This is a genomic window from Oceanobacillus sp. FSL H7-0719 (assembly GCF_045040795.1).
In the GTDB taxonomy this organism is placed as follows: domain Bacteria; phylum Bacillota; class Bacilli; order Bacillales; family Amphibacillaceae; genus Oceanobacillus.
Genome location: NZ_CP150301.1, coordinates 2087038 through 2104820, shown reverse-complemented (window position 1 = coordinate 2104820; position 17783 = coordinate 2087038). Strand labels below are relative to the sequence as shown.

The window sequence follows — 17783 nt, the reverse complement described above, 5'->3', positions numbered from 1 at the left end:
ATGATAAGGGATGAGAAATTTGACAACAGCAGTAATAAATAATGATAAGATGAAAACTTTTGAAGAATTGGAATCAGCGGTAAGAAGTTACAGCCGAGGCTGGCCAACTGTTTTTGAAAAGGCTAAAGGCTATCGTTTATGGGATAGTGATGGAAAAGAATATATTGACTTTTTTGCAGGGGCAGGCGCATTGAATTATGGGCATAACAATGATGTAATGCAAAATAAAATTATCGAGTACATACAGGATGATGGGATACTTCATAGCCTCGATATGGGAACTACTCCAAGGAAAGCATTTCTTGAAAAGTTTCAGGAAACCATTCTAAAACCCCGAAACCTCGATTATAAAATTATGTTTCCAGGACCAACAGGTACAAATACAGTAGAAAGTGCATTGAAAATTGCCAGAAAAGTAACTGGTCGTGAAACGGTGATCAGTTTTACAAATGCCTTTCACGGGATGACGATTGGTTCCCTTTCAGTAACTGGCAATTCTGCTAAGCGAAAGGGTGCAGGAATTCCATTAAATTATTCTGTCTCGATGCCATTTGATAATTTTGTGGATGACCAAGACACGATTGTCTATTTAGAAAGCTATTTAGAAGGCAGCAGCTCGGGTGTTGATTTGCCGGCAGCAATTATTCTAGAAACAGTACAGGGCGAAGGCGGCATAAATGCTGCGAGAATGGAATGGCTGCAGAAAGTAGAAGAGATTTGCAAGCGTTTCAATATCCTGTTAATTATTGATGACGTACAAGCAGGGTGCGGAAGAACAGGAACCTTCTTCAGTTTTGAGCCTGCAGGAATTAATCCAGATATAGTCTGCCTGTCAAAGTCAATTGGCGGCATCGGTTTACCAATGGCAATTACATTAATTAAGCCGGAGTATGATCAGTGGGGACCAGGTGAACATAACGGAACATTCCGTGGAAATAACCTGGCATTCCTTGCAGCAACGGAAGCATTGACTTATTGGGAGACAGAAGCGTTTTCCGTCAGCATTCGGGAACGTGCAAGCTTTCTTAAAGAATCAATCGAAACAATGATTGAGAAATACCCAGCTTTAAACGGTGAAGCCCGTGGCAGAGGACTTATGCAGGGAATCGCTGTCCATGTAGACGATTTGGCTGGAAAAATTTGCGCGGAAGCATTTCAGCGCGGGTTAATCGTCGAAACATCTGGACCAAAAGATGAGGTTGTTAAATTCCTACCTCCATTAATTATTGATGAGGCAGGTTTAAACAAAGGATTGCAGATTTTAGAGGACAGCATCAAGCATGTACTCGCCTAATTTGAAATAAATAATATAGAACAGACAAAAAAGGAGAGGTAGAATGATTGTAAAATCACTGGAAGATCTTATAGGTACAAAAGATGATGTAGCAGATGGAAATTGGAGAAGCCGCAGATTTGTTTCCGCGCATGATAAACTCGGATTTAGCGTGAACGATACAGTAATTAAAGGCGGTACAAAAAATTACTTCTGGTATAAAAATCATATTGAAGCAGTTTATGTTATTGAAGGGGAAGGCGAAATCGAAAAGATAGAAACCGGCGAAGTATGGCAGCTTAAGCCAGGAACAATCTATGTGCTAAATGAAAATGATAAGCATGAAGTACGAACGAAAACAGATATGCGTATGGTTTGTGTATTTAATCCGCCGCTTGTCGGTACAGAAACACATGATGAAGAAGGGATTTATCCAGTACTGACATTAGAGGATGTTCAAAAATAATCATCATAAAAAAGGCAGGAGTATCAAGAAATACTCCTGTCTTTTTTACGTTATTTTACATAGTGGGCTGTTGAACAGCTATCGTAAAGACGCAAACATGGCAAGTCAAGGCTTTATAAAATAGAGTAAAAGACAGGATTAATTTAAGTATCAGGACTTAATGCCCGTTAAAATCGCCGTTTTCCCTGCCAACTTAGGAAGTAATTCACTTAAATAATATCAATAACTAACGTAAAATTAATATATTATTGCTTATACTTTTAAAATGGGTTCACTTTGAGGTGAAAAAAATGGGAGTAATTTCAACAATTGGCCAGCAGATTTACCATCTTCAAAGCTCAGTTCAGACGATGCACTCACTGCTGGGACAAAAAGAAGCGGATTTAAGACGGCTAAAATCAGCTAGAAGTAAATTATTAAGTGATCAGGAAGAATTACATCGGCGTGCAAATACGATTCAGAAACCTGAGCTGCCTTCGAATCCTTGGAGGGGAGAACTGGCTAAAGTATTTCAATCGTTTCGGCAAGGGGAATTATTATCAAGTTATAAAGAAATTGGGGCGATTCAATTAAACAATGTTCTTGACAGATTAGAACAAGAAATCATCACCATCGAACAATCAATCACGAATATAGAACGCCAAATTGCTTCAACCAATTCAAGTATCTCGGCTTTAAAAGAAAGAAGGAGAGAGGAGCTTCGCAATCAATGAGTACAGAAATTAAGCTGGACTATGCAGAAGTAAAATCGGCATTGTCTGAATTGAAATCTGTTGCAGCTCAGTTTGAATCCTCTTTGGCCAGTATGAAAGACGGAGAAAACAAGCTCGACATGGTAAATGAGTTGAATGAAGTAAAGCAGTATTTTGACGAACTTGTCTCATCCTACCAACAGCTGCTGCTTAAAAGTACGGAAGTTACACTGCAAACAATCGAAACAATGAAAGAAACAGATAAGGCAATTGCATCTAGCATGAAGTAGCTAAAACGGGATGAGACAGGGGGGATAGAATGAAAGTGCTGGATGTAAAACGTTTGATGGATGATACCGCAAAGAGCCGCAAGCATATTGATGCGCTTCAAAATCAGATTACAGCAACTCAGAAGGCGGTCCGCCAAGTTACTTCCCTTGAAGATGTGCTAAAAGGGAAAACCGGTGATGCCATCCGTTTGTTCTATCAGGAAGCACATCAGAAGTTTTTGATTCACTTGTATGAATTTCTAATTGATTTTGAAAATGTATTGAAGCGAATGGAGCGAGCTGTCCAGTCGCTTGAACAAAGCCCAAAAGGAAGAATCGAACGAAGTTTTATAGAAAATGATATCGACTACGGTTTGCGGAATGTCAAGAATACAACATTGAATCTGACAGATGATGCAAACCATACGATACGAAGTGTCCGCGATATTGTTGCTTTGCCGCAGCTCAATCCAGAAGAACTAATCCATCGGGTTCGGCAAGGTGAAAAGAAAACCCAGCAAGTCATTGAACAGCTCTATAATTTTGACCAAGCGCAAGCAAAAGCACTGCAGCCATTGAAACAGGATATTGAAACGATGAAAAGGTATATTTCTGATATGGACAAGATGGTTCAGAACGGAAGTTTTTCCATGAAAAACGTTACAAAAAGGATGTTCTTTGAGAGTGATGCTTATATTGAAATGACTGGTGCTGACAGTATCATTCAATATGTGTTGAAGAGCTTCAACCTGGAAGGAAGACTCCAGAATATAAGTAATCCCGTCCATCAGAAGAATCTTGAAATAGTTTATGAGACACCACCAGAACTAAAGCCACTATTGGATAAACTAAAGAATATGTTTTCCTATGCAGCACCACTCGCAGTATTGCTTTATCCAAAATCAATATTCCCGATTACATATCGGAACCATGAACCTAGCAACAAACCGGTGAATTTTGATAAACTAAAAGAAACAGAAACATATCAGGATCTAGTAATGGAAAATGCAATGTCTGAAGAGGAAATTGCTGCAATCAGAGCACATTTGAACGACGTTATAGAAAATGGTTCATCAAGCGCCTATTCTCCTGAAAGTTATTCAGGACCTGACCGTGAAGAAATGACTTTTTGGGATAAACGTAAAGTACTCGGCGGAAATTCATCCTTAGCGGGAACACCCGATGGCCTGGCAGGTCCAGCCATTGCAGTCGCTGATTTCTTCACAGAAGACTTTGGCACACTGATCAGCGAAGATGCGACAGCAGGTGAAAGAGGACTTGCATTAGCGTTGCTCATACCAATTGTCAAACCGTTGAGGTTATTGAAGCCGCTAGATGATGTGATGAGTGGTGGGAAGACGGTTGGTAAGGGTACGGGTGAAGTTGGTTGGAATATGTCAAAAGGCGGAAGAGAAATAAATGGAAGAAAGTATTCTCAGCATGCTTTGGAAAGAATGGCACCTGATATTCCTGAAATAAAAGCTACTTTAACAAGTAGAGCAATTAAAAAAGCTGAAGAATTAGGATTTAAACCACAAACAAAAGAATTTAATGATTTCGTCAAAAAATATGTTGATCCAAGAAATATTCCACCTTCAGTTATTGAAGACGCTATAATGAATACGAAAAAGATACCTGGTAATAGAAGCGGAACGTTTGTTCATGAAACACTGGATGTCAAAGTAATTATAAATGAAGCAGGCGATGTTATCACAGTTATACCGAAATAATTAATAAAAGGATGAATACGAATGTTTATAAAGTATGATGAATATGATCTATTAGAACTTTTTCAAAGTGAGCCGGTGAGTATAACAGGCAATATAGATGATGGAGAATTAATTTATACTTACAAAGATGACCAAAATTTCAAGGTGATTTTAACTTTAGATGTATATAAGCAAACGAGTAGTCTAAGTATTACATTTAATGATTCTATAGTATTTACAGGTGATTTTAATAATGTAACAAGTATAAAAAAAGATGACAAAGCTATGGTAATGAGTGTGGGCGAAGAAGAGAGGCTAAAAGTTAAATTTTATAAACAAGTTGGAGTGGAGTTACTTTAAAATAGCCTTATTGTATTAGAAAGAAATATAAAACAATTATGATATTCTTTCAGATAAATTAGTAGGTGAAGTAGTTGATACTTCTAAATATAATGTTATTGTTATCATACCTTGACTGGCTATATGCCTTTCAAGGTTTTTTAGAGTTTATAAGAGTAGGACAAAAATAAAGTGATTTGCTTGAGAATCGAAAGCTCATGATGGTTGTACCATCATGAGGTAGCTTTTTAATACTTGGACGAACGAAAAAAGAGAGAGAAATGAGTGAGATGACATTTTATATGCCAGGGGTAGTTTATGACATTACACACAAACTAACGAGAATGACAAAGCTCGTGGCGATAACAATGGGTAACGTGTAAGACTGTTTCTTATACTGCTTTGGCTTATAAATTTGGGGTTGTATTTTTACTAGAAACGGTGTGTTTTGCAAGCAAAAAGTTTAGAAGAATGCAACGAAAAGTTTAGAACTTTGCCAGCCCGTTTTTTCCTTTGTAATTAACGATTCGATAAAGCGTATTTTACGCGGTAACTATCACCAGTGAAACTTAAGATATGGGCATGGTGAATAACTCGATCCACCAAGGCAGCGGTTAAACGCGCATCCACAAATATTTTATTCCACTGACTAAACTCTAGATTTGACGTGATGATAAGACTCTTTCGTTCATACCAGTCTGAGATTAATTGAAATAGTAATTCGGCTCCATCCTTGCTAAATGGGACGTATCCCATCTCATCGAGAATAATTAAATCTACTTTGTTAAATCGGTTCCTCAATAGCTGATAGCGTCCGTCAGTCCATGACTTTTCCAATAACTCTATTAAATCAGCGACCCGGTAGAAACGGACCTCATATCCGTTTCTACAAGCCTTGCGGCCTAATGCCGTGGCCAGATGTGATTTTCCCGTTCCTGGTGCACCTGTTAAAATAATGTTTTCCTGCCCCTTGATAAAAGAAAGTGATTCAAGACTTTCTCTATCAAGGTTTGGTGGGAAGTGAATGTGTTCGCCCCATTGATAATCTACTAACTCCTTTTCATTCATGAATTTAGCTTTTTTGATGAGACCTTCCCCTTTTGCCGTTTCTCTCAGTTCTATTTCTTTTTGGAGTAACGCAGCTAAATATTGTTCTGGATCCTCAAAAGGTATCTTCCCGTATAAGTCTGCTATGTAGGCGAGACGAAGTGTTCTACATCTTTCCCTTATCAATTCAGACATCACATACACTCTCCTTCGCGGTAGAAGTATTCGTAGGACGGAGAGAATCGTATATATTCCAATCTACATCATAAGGGTGATTCGTAGAATCACTATACTCTGAGTCCAATCGATTATCATCCGGCAATAATTCATAAAAGCGTTCATCTATTTCTTTCATATCGTGAGTATTGATTAGACTCAACAACCAATCAACACGTTCTTTTCTTAACTTCATAGATTCGATATTTAAGTAATGGACTATTCTGCCAGGTAGATAAGAAAAATATCTAGAATATACGATAGAACGTGGCTTTTTCCTCCAACTTTTCAGTATGGACTGCCATGGGATTTCTCTAGTTTGATTCATATATGGTCTAGGCCCTTTAGATAGAATTTCTCCCCATTGTTCTTCGTACATCATCCCTTTTTTTCAGCTATCTTTTCTTCAGGTAATTGATCTCCATCCGCATACTTTTTAACAGTTACCCAACTAAAACCAGTACGTTTTGAAATTTCATTGATTGATAACGATTTATCATTTCTTAATTTTTTGATATGATTGATTTCAGGCATTGCTAGCATCCTTTCACTCTCCCACCATTAATTGATTAAACACCAATAACGGTAGGGTATTTTGAAGGGGCTGGCAAGCCTTTTCTTTTTCTGCAACCTTCTAACATTTCGGTTGCAATACTCTTAACTTTTATTTTGCACTAAACAGCAGATGAAACTATACAAGTTAAGAACATTAAAGATGAAGTAGATATTATTGCTGAAAGAGCTAAAGGTTTGAACTTAACTCTAAGAGAAACTCCGTATAAAATCATGGGTAGTAAAAAAATGAAACAATTGAATGAAAATGTGAAAAATAGAACTATCACCAAAAAAGAATGGAAACAATTGATGTGGAACAAGAGATTTAAACGCAGAAGAGATAACGGTGTAGATAACTTCTGGGAACAAGAAAGAGAACGTTTGTTAAATGGAAAGGCTACGAGGGTATGGACGGAGAAACAAGCAAAAGACATAATAAATGGTAAGGCACCAAAATTTGAAGGTAAAACTATGATTGGTCATCATACCTATAGCGCATCTAAATATCCACAAATCGCCAATGAAGGTAAAATTATATATCCTGTAACATTTAGAGAACATTTGTATCGATGGCATGGTAGCTATAGGAAAGGCCTACCTGGTAAACCACTAAATGATTCGGTTGATAATGATTTTTAAGGAGGTTATAAATATGTCGGTAATACTTTTAGTGGTAGAGCAAGATGAAAGTCAAATGAAATATTTACCTGTAATAAGAAAAAATACAGATTTAGGATTTTCTGAGATGAAAAAAAGAATTGGAAATGGAAGTCCGATAATGGAATGCAATCTGTTTAAAGATGATGAGGACGATGCAAAACTTAAAAGATTAATAATTGAATTGGTAAATGTTGGTGCGAAGATAAGACTGTTTGATGGTGAATTAGTTAGAAGTAAAGAAATATCTGTTGAATACTTGATGAATAGATTTGATAGATATAAGGAAATACAAAAACAAAATGAAATGTTAGATGATTTAATGTATGGTGAAGATTAAATTGTGGCGATGTTATTTAGAGCCGAGAAAATTCAGCTATAATATTTAGGTGAGATGACATTTTAAACTTACGAGATTAAACAGGCTCGTTGGTTTAATGATAGGAATAGTAAAGAATTAATTTATATAGCTATATATAAAGCACTTGATTGTCCAATAGGCAACAGGCGCTTTTGGTTTTTTGTGAGAAATATGTGCTTTGCACGACATGAAAAATGCTAAACTAACTGATGTATAAAAGTATCTGGATGAAACTCTAAAAGGTTTTACTAAAAGTCATTAAAGAAAGTCGAAGGTTCCAGATATTATGATGGTAAAGGTAATTCATATCAAATTAATTATGGTTATAAAAATACGAATGATGGAGTACATGGGAGACCATATTTTAAAACTACTATAGGTAGTGAGATAATACGCATACCCCTAATAAAATAAAGAAGTTTATTTTATGAAGGAAAAGGATTTGGTTCAATTCAATTCAATTCAATTCAATTCTTAACATTTATTGCTGAGGAAGATGCCCAAATTATTACGATTGTTGTTTTTTTCACTAATCAATTAGGCTATGATGTAAATGTTATAAAACAAATAATTAACTATGTTGTGAAAATGAATATATTACGAGCAATAGACAATGACCAGGACCTAGATAATTGTACCGGTCTACAGGATGTGGTTTTGAACGAAATTGACTGGTCTACTTCAAATGTTAAAAACGAATTAGACTATAATGATTATTATAGAAAAAAGTTATTTGTTTCTAAGCCTGAAATATCACACGAATTTATGTGCTTTATTAAAGGATAACATTTATAGAAGTATTGTGATAACTAAGTTTATATAGTTATCGACATCCTAATCAGAATAAAGAGTGTCTATGTTATATCTGAACAAGAAGAAAGTGATGAAGATTTAAGACTTAATAACCTTGATTGGCGAAGTGCCTTCAAGGTTTCCTTTTTGTGTAGGATTATCCGTTGACGAATAGTTCATTTTTTATTCAGAGAATATAAGTAACCCCTGTTGTAACTTTTACGTACATAGAAAGATTACTATTGCAAAAGGACTACTCCACCTCAATTAACCCTTGAATGCCGATGTCTAATACTTTGAATATAGATAAACGCTGTCCATATTGTTTTAACAAATGCATGGAACCTAGCAACAAACCGGTGAATTTTGATAAACTAAAAGAAACAGAAACATATCAGGATCTAGCAATGGAAAATGCAATATATGAAGAGGGAAATGCTGCAATCGAAGCATTTTTAAAGGACGTTATAGAAAATGGTTCATCAAGAGCCTATTCTCCTAAAAGTTATTCCGGACCTGACCGCGAAGAAATGACTTTTTGGGATAAACGTAAAGTACTCGGCGGAAATTCATCCTTAGCAGGAACACCCGACGGCCTGGCAGGCCCAGCCATTGCAGTCGCTGATTTCTTCACAGAAGACTTTGGCACACTGATCAGCGAAGATGCGACAGCGGGTGAAAGAGGACTTGCATTAGCGTTGCTCATATCAATTGTCAAACCATTGAGGTTATTGAAGCCGCTAGATGATGTGATGAGTGGTGGGAAGACGGTTGGAAAGGGTGCGGGGAATGGTACTAGACAGGTATCTGATGATATTATTGAGGATGGTAGTCATTTGGTTAGAGGTGGTAAGTTAAAACCAAATGTTAAATATCGAACAGGTGAATATAATTATCAATATAAGACAGACGGTATAGGGAGACTTACTGATTTTAATGCGGATGACTTAAAATTAACAAAGCGTAATAATAGATTGCCTCATAAGTCCAATACACCTGGAAAAGAACCTGGAGACCACGCAGGACACCTAGCAGCTGATAGATTTGGAGGTTCTCCAGATTTGGATAATCTTGTGTCTCAATCAAGTAGTGTTAACTTGAGTAAATATAAAAAGCTAGAAAACCAATGGGCTAAAGCAATTGAAGAAGGAAAAGATGTTTCAGTTAATGTTAAAATTAATTACGAAGGAAATAGTTTAAGACCTAGCAGCTTTGATATAGATTATGAAATAGATGGTCGTATGAGATTCACAAGTTTAGAGAACTAGGGGGGGATTTTATGAAGTTATTTGAGGACTATTTTTCAGAATTACAAACAGACATGGTGGCCATTTGTTTAGAGTATGTTGATAATAAGGCTGAGGAAATTTTTATTTATTGTTCGTATGAACCAAAGATGTATGTTTTTGACTTTTTCTTTAAAGTTAATGGAAAAGTTGTTCATAAACAACAACTAAACGAGGTTTCAAAAGAATCTGATAGTCAACAAAGTCGAGTTTACGATGTTTCGAGAGAAAGACAGAAGGCTGCACTAAGAATAGGTAATCAAAATTTAAAGCTTATTCATAAAAAATGTGAAGAGTTCAATAAAGATATGCCAACAGAAATGAAATTGCATTATAATGTAAAGGAAAATAGCTTAAAAGGAAAATATAGATATGATTTAGTTTATTCTATTGATGACGAACTATTACCAGATGATATCTTTGATTTATGGTTCGAAAAAGTAAAGGGAAGTAATTTGTAAAACTAGACCTTGATTGGCTAAAGCGCCTTTCAAGGTTTCTTTTTGTGTGGTTACCAACTTATTGTCTAATGAACCACTAGTTATTAATAGAAAATAGATACTCCTTGTAAGCCGTATAGGTTATTTTAACGAATTCTTTAGTATGTACAGCGTCTTAGGGAGAATTGCCACAATAGCACATTTGAACGACATTATAGAAAATGGTGGTTCTTCAAGTCCTTATTCTTCTGAAAGTTATTCCGGACCTGACCGTGAAGAAATGACTTTTTGGGTTAAACGTAAAGTACTCGGCGGAAATTCATCCTTAGCAGGAACACCCGACGGCCTGGCAGGTCCAGCCATTGCAGTCGCTGATTTCTTTACAGAAGACTTTGTCACACTGATCAGCCAAGATGCGACAGCAGGTGAAAGAGGACTTGCATTAGCGCTGCTCATACCAATTGTCAAACCGTTGAGGTTATTGAAGCCGCTAGATGATGTGATGAGTGGTGGGAAGACGGTTGGTAAGGGTACGGGTGAAATTGATAAGGTACTAACAAAAAATGGAGCATTTAGGGATGTAAAGAGTAGGGCGGGAATACCTAACTCTACTCAGCACAAGAAACCTGTTGATGTTTATGATGGAACAACTGAAAATAGAAGAGTATATGAATTTGAAGTAGATGGTAAGAAAAAATATATCATAGAGCACCAAGAGGATAAATTCGGGAGAGGTCCTCACTTTCATGGTGCTGACGATTTGAAGGGAAACCCATTGGAAAAAGGAAAATATAATCAGTATCCTGGACATTCCCCGGAAAATTTTGTTGGTTATAAAAAGAAGGGTCGACCATAAGAAAGGTGGTTAATTTGAGTGACGAAAGAAAAATAAAAATGGAGCTGTTAAAAAGACAAAGTAGAAGAAAGAATTTGGTAAAAGAAATAAACTTCATGAATCTTACGGAGGAACCTTTTTTAGATATTGAAGATAATGATTTATTTTGTAAGAATGCGTTTTCGCTACTTAACACAAAGGAAAATAAGATGCAATTGCAAGGAGATAGCTATAAAGAACGTATTCAAAAATCAATACAATTGTTAAATGATACTATTGATAATATCGAAGTAATACCAAAACAAGGAAGATTATTGTTTTTTAGAGAAAACGAAATAGAAGCAGTGTTGGTTAATGTTAATGAAGTATTTAGTCACTTAAATGAAATTATTGAGTTAACAAAGTTTTCAGTTGGATATGGAGATTTTATTCTAGTTGCAGAAGATTTTAATTTTGGTATTTGTATTGAACGAACGGAATATTTTTATGAGTTAAGTGTTTGGGGACTATCATAAGGAAAAATATATATCTATCCGTTTATGTACGCAACTTATATGTTTATAGTCATTATATCTATTATGTACCTGGCAATTCTCTATTTAATTATTGGTGGTATTTTTATCGAGCCACTTGCCTTTATTGGTCTGATACCATTAATTCTAACTACATGTATATTTACTCTTATATACACAAAGATTTACAGTAAGACAAAGGAAAATTATTTAAAAACAATCATCCGTAACAAAGAAGATTAGTAACAATAAAATATAAAAAGACTCAGAGAATACATGTATTGTTTCATCTATTTCCACTTTTGGAGGACATGCCCCCGGTAAACTCAAAACAACCTCAAAGGCCTTCAATCATCAGTTTTCGATGGTCGAAATCATTTGAGGTTATATTTATCTAATTTGATTTTTCATATACTCACTACTCTCAAAATCCCCGGGAATAGCAAGTTTTTAATGCCATAAGGTCTGGCTCCTCAATCGACACGTACATTCTTCATTCCACTTTTAATCAAGAATACAGACCTCAGGCACTTTGTATTTACTTTTTACTGGACGGGCTATTTGCAGATAGACTGAATGTCATTGTCACATGAGATACTTCTTGTTGTACGAGATCAAATGATTCGTGCATTGCCCGAAAAATATCGTGCACATCCCCATCTAATCTTGTTGCATAATGGGCAGGGGTAACCTTTACATTACGATGTTTTGAAAGGTCGATTTGTTCATATATTTTGTCCATATAATCTTCTCTGCCCAAAGGATATAATGCGAATTTACAACCTGCCGCTTGCGTAAGTCCTTTTACATTTTGTTCATTCATTGGATGGTCTGTTTCAGCCATATAAACATCTGCTTCTGAATCACCAGGACAACCTATGGAAAACGTACCGTTCATTGCAATATGCTCCCCCGTTTTTGCAGCATGCAGGAAAAGGGCTTTAGCAACATCAAAGACGTGAACCATTCTTCCGCGAATGCAGGTGCTGACATCATCTGTTTCTTTCCATACCTTAGAGGTATCTGCTTTTTCTAATGTCGATAAAATAATTTCCACAAACTGATCACTCATTGGATGTAAACTAAACTGACAGCCTGTGATTCTGCTTGTTCCACAATGTTTATTCAGAACAATCTCCTCCTTCGTAAATAAAAAAACTGCATTCCTGGGGAATGCAGTTTAAATGTATAGTCTGATAAACGGATTTATACAGTAACTGCACTTCCCCACGCTGGTATTATCCAGTTCGGGTTCTAAGGGTCAGATTGCTCCTCTCAGCCGCATCGCGCAGCACCCCTAGTGCTAAAACTTCGGATATGCAATTTTATTAAACTTCTATCTACAATAAAACATAGTTTCATTGACTTGTAAAGAGCCGAATCGGGATAATCTCCATGTCAGGTTGATATAATATCAGGCATTAACAAGCGGGCTTCCCTTTTCAAGCTCCTTCTCCAGATATCTTGCCACTTCCAACATGCCGTATTTCCCGCTTGCAGCTTCGGCATCACTGTTGTAATTTGTATTTGTGTTTATATCATACGTATAAATGGTACCATCCTTATCTTCAATAAATTCAATGCCAGCAATTTGAATATCATTTGCTGCAAGGACTTGCTCATACTTTTCTAATACGGGATGAGTGAATCCTTCTCGAATTTGGAACTTTGCAGGCTGTGGACTTTCTTCGCCAACAGGACAAAACTGATCTTCAATCGTGCATGCGTCTGCCGGGCAGAGTTCAAATCCTTCTGATGTGTCGACACGAACAGCATAAACGAACTTGCCGCCAACGAATTCACAGCGGGTAATATACGATTCGGGTGATTCAATATAATCCTGAAGCAATGTTACTCCATCAACAGGAGCCTGGAAACTGTCCCCTTCAACATAGCTGCGTAATGCTTCTGCAGTACTAAATAATTGAACACCCAATCCCATTCCGGCACGATTATGCTTTGTAATAAACTTCCTGCCAGCAAAATTCTCCGCAGCTTTTAATATGTTTTCTTTACCTACTGCTGCAATTGTTCTTGGGGTTTTTATCCCGTATTTCTCCAGCTCTAAATATTGCTGGACCTTGCTAACCTCCAGCTGTAAGGCACGCGAGCCGTTAATCACTGTTCTTCCGTGATGTTCCAGCCATGCCAGCACGGCATTCGCCAATTCAAGAGAATAACGATTTCCGCGTGTATGGGCGGAGGCACTCATTCTGCTGTAAAAAATTCCTTCTGGCGGGGGGCTGTTTAAATCAATTGTTCCACTATCAAGTAACCAATCTTCATAAGGCAGATTCAATGCTTCCAATCTCTTGATGAGGTGATCTGTCCATTCACTATTCTCGTGGATGATATATATTTTACTCATGCTTTTTTACGCTCCTTTATTGATTGATTGCTTATAATCGTTTTCCGTAAACCTTCAACAATTGGCATGACTTGTTTTGAAAAACGTTCTAATTCCTCCAGCTGTGGAGAACTTTGTAATAACAGCAGACCAACACCAGCCTTTTCAAATTCTAAAATTTGCTTGGCAATTTGTTCTGGCGTGCCAACAAGATTTGGACGCAGCCCTCTATTTGAAACCGAATAATCCTGCAGTTTTATTTGCTGTTCAAGCTCTGACATCGACGTGAAGTCTTTGAAACCAGCATAGCCGCTCCTATCATTAATTGTCGTAATCCGTTTGACTTCGGCTAAAGCCTCTTCCTCTGTATCACGGCAAATAACATAAGCTGCCATACCAATCGTTTTTAGCGGCTCTCGGCCCGCAGCCTTTCTGCGTGCTTTCATATCCGCAATTTTTACTGCTGCTTCTTCGACTGTATGACCATGGATGACATATGCATCACAGAGTGAAGAGATAACTTGTTTCCCTTTCTCACTTTCACCGCCTGCATAAAGAATTGGATTTGGACGCTGAACAGGTTTTGGTGAGAGCTTTGCATTTTCAATCTGGTAGAATTTCCCGTTATAGGAGAAGGTCTCCTCCGTCCATAGACCTTTTAAAATCTCGATAAATTCCTCTGTTCGCGCGTAACGCTCATCATGTTCTGTAAAGTTACCGTCATATTGCTTCGCTTCTTCAGCCCACCAGCCGGATACGATATTTAATGTAAAACGGCCGTTGCTGATATGATCGATATTTGCTGTCATTTTCGCTGTTACAGCGGGATTATGGAATACGGGGCGGACCGCCGTCATAATCTCAATCTTTTCTGTTACTGCTGCAAGTGCTGCAGCGGTTGACCAAGCTTCTAAAGAGTCTGCATCGGTTCCTTTGATATCATTTAAATATAGTTCTGCAATCAATGTTGTATCATAGCCCCAATTTTCTGCGGACTGGATGACCTTTTTTGCATAATCAAAGGTTGGCGGCATTGTTTCATCTTTTACATTTCGCAGCCATCCGCCAAAAATTGGTAACCAAAAGCCGTACTTCATATGGACGACATCTCCTGTTCTATAAAATAGTAATTTGAAAATAAAAACACTCTTTCCGAAAGCTTCAGAAAGAGTGTAAACCTATTCCCTCTCCTTATCTTTCAAGTTGTTAACTTGATGGAATTAGCACAGTATTTCATAACAGAAACCTGTTGCTGAGGTATCAAAGGGCCATTTCCCTCCACCTCTCTCGATAAGATGCAAAATAGAAATTATTTAATTGTTGTTATGATATTAATACAAAAGTTCAAAAGTGTCAATGAATTAAATATAATAAAACATATTTGACTACTCAGGATTAATGTATTAGAATGTAAAAAACAATTATATATTTATTCTTATCAAGAGAAGTGGAGGGTTCTGGCCCAATGAAGCTTCAGCAACCTCTGATTTCATCAGTAAGGTGCTAATTCCAGCAAGAGTCATTCTTGAGAGATAAGAGCCGAAGCAATTAAAACAATCCTCTTTTCTCTCTATATGAAGAAAAGGGGATTTTTGTATTATAAGAGCAATCGCTTCAAGCTCATGTAACCAATGAATTAAAAATGGAAGGGAGAATGATTTCGTGAGTGACATTATTATTATTTCAGGAAGTCCAACTGAGCTATCACGTTCTGAGCAAGTACTAAAGTATCTTGGTAGTTTGCTTGAGAGCAATGCACTATCTGTTAGCCACTTTTCGGTGAAGGATGTATCTTCTCAAGACTTAGTTGCTGGAAATTATAATAGTCCAGCAATAAAACAGATTGCAGCAGCAATTGAGGAAGCCAAGGGGGTTATCATCGGCTCACCTGTTTACAAAGGAGCCTACTCGGGTGTGCTAAAAGCATTCATTGATATTTTGCCACAAGATATTCTAAAGCATAAACCTGTATTGCCATTAATGACAGGAGGAAGTCCATCTCACCTGCTGGCACTGGAATATTCACTGAAACCTCTGCTCGCAACATTGAAAGCACATAATCTAAAAGGCCTTTATCTTTTGGATGAGGAAATCGATAAACATAATGCAATTCCGATTATCGGAAAAGACATTCTAGAACGCTCGAGAAAACAACTTGATTATTTCACCCAACTTGTACGACATCCTGCATTAGCCTTGTCAGAAACATATTAATAAACAACTCTCGAAAGGAAAAACAATAATTTCCTTGATACTGTCTTGCAGAAGAGTTGTCAAAGACAGTTAAAAGCGATTTTGCTTTCGTTCAGTCTAATAGAAGCCTTGTCATCGCCCATACAAACTAGTTTCTCGGATAAAGAGAGGAATTCCCGTAAGGCTGGCGGTGTAAATAGTTGAGTTAGTTAATCATTATTAAATTGGAGGGATAGAGCAATGACGAAAAGAAGAATTTATTTAAATGCATTTGATATGAACACGCCTGGTCATCAGGCACCTGGACTTTGGCAGCATCCTGATGACCAGTCGCATCGTTATAAAGACAGTGAATATTGGGTAAACCTTGCAAAAACATTGGAAAAAGGAAGATTTGATGCAATTTTTATCGCTGATGTACTAGGAACCTATGATGTGTATGAGGGGTCAAGAGATGCGGCAGTGCGCCATGGTATTCAATCACCAGTTAATGATCCATTTTTAATCGTTCCACTGATGTCCGCAGTTACAAAACATTTAGGGTTTGGCGTAACTTCATCGGTGACCCATGAGCATCCTTATACATTCGCTCGGAAAATGAGTACATTAGATCATTTAACAAATGGGCGTGTTGGCTGGAACATTGTTACCTCCTATTTGAAAAGTGCTGCCATTAATATGGGCCTCGAGGGTCAAATTAAGCATGATGAACGTTATGAGATTGCGGATGAATATTTGGAAGTATGCTATAAACTCTGGGAAGCAAGCTGGGAAGATGATGCTGTAAGGGCGGATAAAAAACATGGAATCTATTCAGACCCAAATAAAGTTCATAATATTAACCATGAAGGAAAATACTTCAAAGTACCTGGCGCACATTTAAGTGAACCTTCACCACAACGTACACCAGTGCTTTATCAAGCCGGGGCATCACCAAAAGGACGTGTATTTGCTGCAAACAATGCGGAACTTGTATTCATTGGAGCACCAAATATTACTTTGGCAAAAAAGACCGTCACGAAGTTAAGAACAGAAGTTGAAAATGCTGGCAGAAAGAAAGAAGAAGTAAAAATCATTAGTATGTTAATTCCAATTGTCGGTAAAACGGAGGAAGAAGCAAAAGCGAAATTCGCGGATTACCAGCAATATATCAGTACGGAAGGGGCACTTGCATTATTTGGTGGCTGGACTGGCATCGATTTGTCCGGTTACACGAAAGATCAGGAAATCCAATTTATCGAAAATGATGCAATCCGGTCTGCATTGGAAAACTTCACAAAAATTCATGATGATCGTCCTTCAACTGTTGAGGATGTCATACAGGCAATTGGAATTGGCGGGATTGGCAGAGCAATTGTCGGCACGCCAGAACAAATAGCAGATGAAATGGAAAAGTGGGTAGATGTGGCCGGGGTTGATGGTTTTAATATTGCTTATGCAATTACCCCCGGAACATTTGAGGATTTTGTTGAGTATGTTGTTCCAGTGCTTCAAGAAAGAGGGCGTGTTCCTAAGGAATATACAGGCGTAACCCTTCGAGATAATCTCTATGCCAAAGGAGATTACCTGCCAGCGCATCACCCGGCAAAGAAAGTGAAAAGCGGGGAGGGTTCTCCTGTTTCTTAAAGCTGAGGGAGTTCATGTATCATAGATAATGAAAGTGGATTTTCAGCAGGGTGTCTGCTGGGAATTCACTTTTATTTTTGTATTCACATACAATAGAAACCTTCAGCTTGAATCTGTTGCTATAAAATAGTGTTCAATAGTTACAAGCTGCTAATGGAAAAAAGTTAT

At 37.3% G+C, this 17783-nt stretch carries 19 protein-coding genes, 1 pseudogene and 3 riboswitches; of the genes and pseudogenes, 14 read left to right on the top strand and 6 right to left on the bottom strand.

Annotated features, from left to right (window positions below):
• Positions 1-49: 49 nt before the first annotated feature.
• From ectB to NST93_RS11010, 6 genes are all read left to right on the top strand, one after another.
• Positions 50-1294: a diaminobutyrate--2-oxoglutarate transaminase gene (gene ectB / locus NST93_RS11035; protein ID WP_405103846.1), complete on the top strand. Its 1245-nt coding sequence runs from the start codon at positions 50-52 to the stop codon at positions 1292-1294.
• Positions 1295-1337: 43 nt separating this feature from the next.
• Positions 1338-1739, top strand: a complete 402-nt coding sequence (locus NST93_RS11030; protein WP_405096958.1) for an ectoine synthase — start codon at positions 1338-1340, stop codon at positions 1737-1739.
• 290 nt (positions 1740-2029) lie between these two features.
• Positions 2030-2452: a DUF5082 family protein gene (locus NST93_RS11025; RefSeq protein WP_405096956.1), complete on the top strand. Its 423-nt coding sequence runs from the start codon at positions 2030-2032 to the stop codon at positions 2450-2452.
• Entirely contained in the window at positions 2449-2721 is a 273-nt protein-coding gene (locus NST93_RS11020) for a YwqI/YxiC family protein (protein ID WP_405096954.1), read from the top strand. The genes NST93_RS11025 and NST93_RS11020 overlap by 4 nt, the downstream gene beginning before the upstream one ends.
• A 29-nt stretch (positions 2722-2750) precedes the next feature.
• Positions 2751-4430: a T7SS effector LXG polymorphic toxin gene (locus NST93_RS11015; protein WP_405096952.1), complete on the top strand. Its 1680-nt coding sequence runs from the start codon at positions 2751-2753 to the stop codon at positions 4428-4430.
• Between the two features lie 21 nt (positions 4431-4451).
• On the top strand, positions 4452-4769 hold the full coding sequence (locus NST93_RS11010) for a hypothetical protein (protein WP_405096950.1): 318 nt from the start codon (positions 4452-4454) through the stop codon (positions 4767-4769).
• A 498-nt stretch (positions 4770-5267) separates the two neighbouring features.
• On the opposite strand, the gene istB is transcribed toward NST93_RS11010, so the two are convergent.
• The 3 genes and pseudogenes from istB to NST93_RS10995 all read right to left on the bottom strand — a co-directional run.
• On the bottom strand, positions 5268-5990 hold the full coding sequence (gene istB, locus NST93_RS11005; protein WP_405096948.1) for an IS21-like element helper ATPase IstB: 723 nt from the start codon (positions 5988-5990) through the stop codon (positions 5268-5270).
• The gene (locus tag NST93_RS11000; protein WP_405103983.1) at positions 5983-6207 is read right to left on the bottom strand and encodes a hypothetical protein; all 225 of its coding nucleotides are present in this window, start codon (positions 6205-6207) and stop codon (positions 5983-5985) included. The genes istB and NST93_RS11000 overlap by 8 nt, the downstream gene beginning before the upstream one ends.
• Positions 6208-6360: 153 nt before the next feature.
• Positions 6361-6554 (bottom strand): annotated as a pseudogene (locus tag NST93_RS10995) (IS21 family transposase); the annotation flags it as partial.
• Between the two features lie 258 nt (positions 6555-6812).
• On the opposite strand from NST93_RS10995, the gene NST93_RS10990 reads away from it, so the two are divergent.
• The 6 genes from NST93_RS10990 (at position 6813) to NST93_RS10965 (ending at position 11452) form a co-directional block, all read left to right on the top strand.
• On the top strand, positions 6813-7205 hold the full coding sequence (locus NST93_RS10990; protein ID WP_405096946.1) for a hypothetical protein: 393 nt from the start codon (positions 6813-6815) through the stop codon (positions 7203-7205).
• Between the two features lie 13 nt (positions 7206-7218).
• Entirely contained in the window at positions 7219-7563 is a 345-nt protein-coding gene (locus tag NST93_RS10985; RefSeq protein ID WP_405096944.1) for a hypothetical protein, read from the top strand.
• Between the two features lie 1220 nt (positions 7564-8783).
• Positions 8784-9644: a DNA/RNA non-specific endonuclease gene (locus NST93_RS10980; protein ID WP_405096942.1), complete on the top strand. Its 861-nt coding sequence runs from the start codon at positions 8784-8786 to the stop codon at positions 9642-9644.
• An 11-nt stretch (positions 9645-9655) separates the two neighbouring features.
• A complete protein-coding gene (locus NST93_RS10975) occupies positions 9656-10123 on the top strand; it encodes a DUF600 domain-containing protein (protein ID WP_405096941.1) in 468 nt (155 codons plus the stop codon).
• A 142-nt stretch (positions 10124-10265) separates the two neighbouring features.
• Complete coding sequence (locus tag NST93_RS10970) at positions 10266-10958, top strand: HNH/endonuclease VII fold putative polymorphic toxin (RefSeq protein WP_405096939.1); 693 nt, start codon at positions 10266-10268, stop codon at positions 10956-10958.
• Positions 10959-10963: 5 nt separating this feature from the next.
• Positions 10964-11452 (top strand): hypothetical protein, encoded by a 489-nt coding sequence (locus NST93_RS10965; protein ID WP_405096937.1) that lies wholly within the window; start codon positions 10964-10966, stop codon positions 11450-11452.
• A gap of 535 nt (positions 11453-11987) precedes the next feature.
• On the opposite strand, the gene NST93_RS10960 is transcribed toward NST93_RS10965, so the two are convergent.
• From NST93_RS10960 to NST93_RS10950, 3 genes are all read right to left on the bottom strand, one after another.
• Positions 11988-12578: a YkoF family thiamine/hydroxymethylpyrimidine-binding protein gene (locus NST93_RS10960; RefSeq protein WP_405103844.1), complete on the bottom strand. Its 591-nt coding sequence runs from the start codon at positions 12576-12578 to the stop codon at positions 11988-11990.
• Positions 12579-12656: 78 nt separating this feature from the next.
• A riboswitch (TPP riboswitch) is annotated at positions 12657-12758 on the bottom strand.
• A gap of 105 nt (positions 12759-12863) precedes the next feature.
• On the bottom strand, positions 12864-13817 hold the full coding sequence (locus NST93_RS10955; RefSeq protein ID WP_405096936.1) for a RimK family alpha-L-glutamate ligase: 954 nt from the start codon (positions 13815-13817) through the stop codon (positions 12864-12866).
• A complete protein-coding gene (locus NST93_RS10950) occupies positions 13814-14893 on the bottom strand; it encodes an LLM class flavin-dependent oxidoreductase (RefSeq protein ID WP_405096934.1) in 1080 nt (359 codons plus the stop codon). Before NST93_RS10950 ends, NST93_RS10955 begins: the two co-directional genes overlap by 4 nt.
• Positions 14894-14984: 91 nt before the next feature.
• Positions 14985-15093, bottom strand: a riboswitch (SAM riboswitch).
• Positions 15094-15228: 135 nt separating this feature from the next.
• Positions 15229-15335: riboswitch (SAM riboswitch) on the top strand.
• A gap of 123 nt (positions 15336-15458) precedes the next feature.
• Here NST93_RS10950 and ssuE point away from each other — a divergent pair.
• Both ssuE and NST93_RS10940 read left to right on the top strand, forming a co-directional pair.
• Positions 15459-16010 carry an NADPH-dependent FMN reductase gene (gene ssuE / locus NST93_RS10945; RefSeq protein WP_405096932.1) on the top strand — a complete coding sequence of 184 codons (552 nt, stop codon included), beginning with the start codon at positions 15459-15461 and terminating at the stop codon, positions 16008-16010.
• Positions 16011-16229: 219 nt separating this feature from the next.
• The gene (locus NST93_RS10940) at positions 16230-17615 is read left to right on the top strand and encodes an LLM class flavin-dependent oxidoreductase (protein WP_405096930.1); all 1386 of its coding nucleotides are present in this window, start codon (positions 16230-16232) and stop codon (positions 17613-17615) included.
• The last annotated feature ends 168 nt before the right edge of the window (positions 17616-17783 follow it).